This window comes from Longimicrobiaceae bacterium, from assembly GCA_035696245.1.
Taxonomy (GTDB): domain Bacteria; phylum Gemmatimonadota; class Gemmatimonadetes; order Longimicrobiales; family Longimicrobiaceae; genus DASRQW01.
The window spans coordinates 1-4,125 of sequence record DASRQW010000259.1 but is presented as its reverse complement, the minus strand read 5'-3'; the positions used below and the strand labels follow the sequence as shown (position 1 = coordinate 4,125).

The window sequence follows — 4,125 nt, the reverse complement described above, 5'->3', positions numbered from 1 at the left end:
CCCGTTACTGAGACGGAATTGCCTGGAAACAACGCAAGCCCCTAATATCCGCCTTCAGGGGGGTTGTGTCAAGGTGCCGACGGAGGCCCCCTCCCCCAGCCCCTCCCCCAAAACTGCCTGGGGGAGGGGAGCCTGTTCCACGGTTGCGTAGACGTTTACGCCGGGTGCCTGCTTCAGGGGGCCGTGGATGAGGAGACGGGTTTGACGAAGCGGCGGCTCTCTGAGTGGTAGCCGCAGTGCTCGTAGAAGGCGTGGGCGTCGGTGCGCTGGGAGCCGCTGGTGAGCTCCACCCGGGTGCAGCCGTGGTCTGCGGCCCAGCGTTCCACCGCGTCCAGCAGCAGGCGGCCCACGCCGCGCCCGCGCACCCGCGAGGCGACGACCAGGCTGCCCAGCCGCGCATCCGCCGGGCGGTGGAGGGCCCACTTCACCTGCATGGTGGCGAGGCCGATCAGGCGACCGTCCTCGTCTTCTGCAACGAGAACCTGTGAGTCGTCGCGCGGGACTTTCGCCAGGCGCTCGCGAACGACGTGTGGATCGTTGGGGTAGCCCAGCTCTTCCAGCAGCGGCACCATCTGCTCCGCGTCTTCCGCCGCGGCGGGGCGGACCGTCAGGCCATGCGCATCCATCGGTTGCACCTTGTCGTCGGGTTGGCGAACCGCACGGCAGGACGAAGTGGCCGCGGGCGCGCCAGACAGCATCGCATCTACCGAACACCCCGTGCAAGCGGGACGGACGAGGAAGCGGATCAGGGGCGGGTTCGCGGGCGGTGCGATCGAGCCTGGCTGGGGACGGGCGTCGGGCGCAGCGGGTCGGGAGATCAGGGCGAGTCGAGAGACTTGTGCGGCGGAGGCCAACGCCGGCCGATGTACGGCAGGGCGAGGGCCGATCAGTGCGCGTCGGAAGGAGGGAGCGCGGGGAGGCGGACGGTGAAGGTGCTGCCGTGGCCGGGGCGGCTGTCGACCTCCACGTCGCCGCCGAGGAGACTGGCGAGGCGGCGGGCCACGCTGAGGCCCAGGCCGGTGCCGCCCGCGCGGCGCACGGTGGGCTGCTCGGCCTGCCAGAACGGTTCCCAGATCTTCTCCACCTGGTCCGCGGCGATGCCGGGGCCGGTGTCGGCGACGGTGAGGGTGCTGGCGCCCGCGTCGCAGCGGACGCCCACGCGGATGCCGCCCTGCGCGGTGAACTTCACGGCGTTGGAGAGCAGGTTCGCCAGGATCTGGGCGACCTTGGCGCGGTCGGTGTGGGCCGTGCAGTCGCCGTGCGCCTCCACCTCCACGTCCAGGCCCTTGGCGCGCGCGGCGGGGCGCTGCGCGGCGGCGGCCTCGCGGGCGAGCGCGGCCAGGTCCACGGGCCCGCGCACCACGCCTTCGCGCCCGCTCTCCATGCGCGCGTAGCTGAGCACCTCGTCGATCATCCCCAAGAGCTGCCGCGAGCTGGCCTGGATGCGGCCCATGTGGCGCAGCTGCACGTCGCTGAGCGAGCCCGCCTCGCCGTCGCTGAGCAGGTCCGCGAAGCCGGTGATCACGTTGAGCGGGCTGCGCAGCTCGTGCGAGACCACGGCCAGGAAGTCGCTCTTGGCCTGGTTCGCCGCCTCGGCCTCGGCGCGGGCGATGCGCTCGCGGAGCACGAAGATCTCGCGCTCGGCCTCAGCCCGTTTCCGCTCCGTCACGTCCTCGGCGATGCAGTACACGCCCAGGATCTCGCCCTCCACGAGGATGGGGACCAGGGTGGCGCTCAGGTCCACGCGGCGTCCGCTGCGGTGCGCGATGGCGACCTCGGCGTGCTGGGGCTCGCCCGCGGCGGCCAGGGCGAACAGCTCCCGCGCCCGGTCGCGGTCTGCCGGCAGCACCAGCGGCCAGAGCGGCGTGCCCGTGAGCTCGTCGGGCTCGTGGCCGGAGAGCTGGGCGGTGGCGGGGTTGGCGCTGGCGACGCGGCCCTCCAGGTCCAGCGAGAAGATCGCGTCCGGGTTGTGCTCGAAGAGCGAGCGGTAGCGCTGGCGGCTCTCCTCGTACTGTTGCGCCACCAGCCGCCGGTCGGTCAGGTCGCGCAGGATCTGCCCGTAGCCGATCACGCGTCCGTCCGCGTCCATCAGCGCGGTGATCACGGCGGTGACCCAGATGCGCGAGCCGTCCTTGCACACGCGCCACGCGATGGCGTCGCAGCGCCCGCGCTCGGCCGCGATCTCCAGGTCGCGGGCGGGGGCGCCGGACGCGGCGTCCTCGGGCGGGTAGAGGATGGAGACGTGGCTGCCCACCGCCTCGTCCTCGGTGTAGCCCGTCATGCGGCCCGCGCCCTCGGACCACGTGGCCACGTGCCCGTCTGCCGTGGTGATGAAGATGGCGTAGTCGGTGACGTGCTCCACCAGCAGGCGGTACAGCTCGTCGCTGCCCGGCAGGATGGCGGGCGCGGGAGATGCGCGGCGGGCGGGGGAGTGCGGCATGGTGGAAGGTTCGGGGAGGCTCCGGGCGGCCTGGGGCGGGGCCGCTTCCGCAAACGTCCGGCCAGGCCGCGCCCGCCGGAGGCCATATCATACGTTCCGTCGCGCGATACCTCCAGAGTCTCGGCGCCCCGCCACACGCCAGGTCGCATACGCCGCGCTGCTCCTTGCGGTGCGAGGCAGGCCGGGATACTGGTTAGCGCCTCGCGCGGCGCCGGTCAGGCTCTGGGTTTCGGTAGATGGAACCGGGCAGACAGGCGGTTGAAACCGCGGCAACAACGGCGCAAAGTCCGCCTTCGCGGACTAACCCCGAACCCTTCCCCTCGCACCGAAGCTTCCGACGCGCGGAGAACCCCCAACCCTCTCCCGCTTGCGGGGGAGGGTGCGAGCCTAAGCGGGCGGGAGGGGGCGCTCGCCGGCCTCGCACATCCGCCGACAGTCCGTTGTGCCGGGCGATTATTCACCCGCCCCGCATCCCCCCACCTTCACACCGACACCCAACGCCAATGATCAACCTGCCCGCGCACGAGCACCTGGACCGCCTGACGATCCCGTACGAGCGGCGCGAGTTCTCGCCCGAGACGGAGAAGGGCGCGGCGAACGTGGCGCACGCGCTGGGCTTCCGCGAGCGGCAGATGGTGAAGACGCTCGTCTTCGAGGCCGCCGGCGGCGAGCGCGTCCTGGTGATGGTGGGCGGAGACCAGAACGCCGTGTCCGGGTTCCTGAAGAAGGCCATCGGGTCCAAGGACATCCGCATGGCCAGCCTGGACGCGGTGAAGGAGACGACCGGCTACGTCGTCGGCTCCGTGCCGCCGTTCGGGTGGCAGCCGCCGGGCTTCCGCACGTTCGTGGACGCGGCGCTGATGGACGAGGAGGTGCTGGGCGTGGGCACCGGCCAGTGGGGCCACGAGATCCTCATCTCCCCGTCGGACCTGGTGCGCGCCAGCGGCGCCCGCGTGGTGAACCTGACCGACCGCGACCGTCCGGCGCCGGGCTCGGGCGCGTGAGCGGACGGAGCTGGGCCACGGCCTTCGCGCCCGCGTCCGTCGGCAACGTGGGCGTGGGGTTCGATGTGCTGGGCCACGTGGTGGACGCGGTGGGCGACGAGGTCACGGTGCGGCGGACGGACGAGCCGGGCGTGCGCATCGTCTCGGTGACGGGGCTGGACGACGCGCTGCCCACGGCGCCGGAGGCGAACACGGCCACGGCGGGGCTGGTGCGGATGGCGGAGGAGCTGGCGCTGCCGTTCGGGATGGAGGTGGAGATCCGCAAGGGCATCCCGCTCGGCTCGGGGATGGGCGGCTCGGCGGCGTCCGCGGTGGCCGGTGTCGTGGCTGCCAACCGGCTGCTGCCGGAGCCGCTGGGGCTGGACGGGCTGCTGCGGTACGCGCTGGTGGGTGAAGCGGTGGCGAGCGGGGCCGCGCACGGCGACAACGTGGCGCCCATGCTGCACGGCGGCCTGGTGCTGGTGCGCTCCATAGACCCGCCGGACGTGGTGCCGCTGCCGGTGCCGCCGTCCGTGCGCTGCGTGCTGGTGCACCCGCACCTGCGGCTGGACACGCGCGCTGCCCGCGCCGTGCTGAGGCGCGAGGTGGACCTGCACGTGCTGGTGGCGCAGTCCGCGAACCTGGCGGCGTTCGTGGCCGCGTGCTTCACGGGCGACCTGGCGCTGCTGGGCCGCTCGCTGG

The 4,125-nt window shown here is 72.8% G+C and carries 4 protein-coding genes; 2 read left to right on the top strand and 2 right to left on the bottom strand.

The genetic code is table 11. The annotated features are described in order from the left end of the window. Nucleotides 1-173: 173 nt before the first annotated feature. Together VFE05_12115 and VFE05_12110 are read right to left on the bottom strand one after the other, a co-directional pair. The gene (locus VFE05_12115; protein ID HET6230808.1) at nt 174-626 is read right to left on the bottom strand and encodes a GNAT family N-acetyltransferase; all 453 of its coding nucleotides are present in this window, start codon (nt 624-626) and stop codon (nt 174-176) included. Nucleotides 627-886: 260 nt separating this feature from the next. Further along, complete coding sequence (locus VFE05_12110) at nt 887-2,440, bottom strand: PAS domain S-box protein (GenBank protein HET6230807.1); 1,554 nt, start codon at nt 2,438-2,440, stop codon at nt 887-889. Nucleotides 2,441-2,943: 503 nt separating this feature from the next. On the opposite strand from VFE05_12110, the gene VFE05_12105 reads away from it, so the two are divergent. Both VFE05_12105 and VFE05_12100 read left to right on the top strand, forming a co-directional pair. Next, nucleotides 2,944-3,444: a YbaK/EbsC family protein gene (locus tag VFE05_12105; protein HET6230806.1), complete on the top strand. Its 501-nt coding sequence runs from the start codon at nt 2,944-2,946 to the stop codon at nt 3,442-3,444. After that, nucleotides 3,441-4,125 (top strand): homoserine kinase (locus VFE05_12100; protein ID HET6230805.1); only part of this gene is annotated, 685 nt, incomplete at its 3' end. The genes VFE05_12105 and VFE05_12100, both read left to right, overlap by 4 nt.

Excerpts from the sequence above, each read along its gene's own strand:
- VFE05_12110 (HET6230807.1), bottom strand. The coding sequence starts at position 2,440 with ATGCCGCACTCCCCCGCCCGCCGCGCATCTCCCGCGCCCGCCATCCTG.
- VFE05_12105 (HET6230806.1), top strand. The coding sequence starts at position 2,944 with ATGATCAACCTGCCCGCGCACGAGCACCTGGACCGCCTGACGATCCCG.
- VFE05_12115 (HET6230808.1), bottom strand. The coding sequence starts at position 626 with ATGGATGCGCATGGCCTGACGGTCCGCCCCGCCGCGGCGGAAGACGCG.